Source organism: Bacillus hominis (assembly GCF_018332515.1).
GTDB lineage: Bacteria > Bacillota > Bacilli > Bacillales > Bacillaceae_G > Bacillus_A > Bacillus_A hominis.
The window spans coordinates 1-445 of sequence record NZ_BOQD01000563.1 but is presented as its reverse complement, the minus strand read 5'-3'; the positions used below and the strand labels follow the sequence as shown (position 1 = coordinate 445).

At 29.9% G+C, this 445-nt stretch carries 1 protein-coding gene; it reads left to right on the top strand.

Features of this window, described 5'->3' with window-relative positions:
- The coding region (locus tag KI356_RS27350; protein ID WP_212937024.1) for an ATP-binding protein at nucleotides 1-408 on the top strand (408 nt) is incomplete at its 5' end.
- Nucleotides 409-445: the final 37 nt, after the last annotated feature.

The window sequence follows — 445 nt, the reverse complement described above, 5'->3', positions numbered from 1 at the left end:
AAAGAGATAATCATTGAATGCTCAGAAAATCAATTGAAACAAGTATTTATTAATATTTTGCAAAATTCAATTGAAGCAATGCTAGATGGCGGGAAAATTTCAATCCATATAAAAGAAATACATAAAAAAGGTGTCGTTATTAGTGTAATAGATGAAGGAATAGGAATACCTGAAGAAAGAATTAAAAGATTAGGTGAACCTTTCTATAGTACGAAAGAAAAAGGTACCGGTATTGGATTGATGCTAAGTTATAAAATAATTGAAGGTCATCAAGGAACAATAAGTATAATGAGTGAGGTTGGCGTCGGGACAACTGTAACTATTTACTTGCCGAAAATTCAGAGTAAACAATCTCTATCAAATTGTGATGATAGATGTATTTCAATACGTTCTAATATTAACTCCTAAAATACTTAATACCCAATAACAAAGCTAAGCTTTTGTT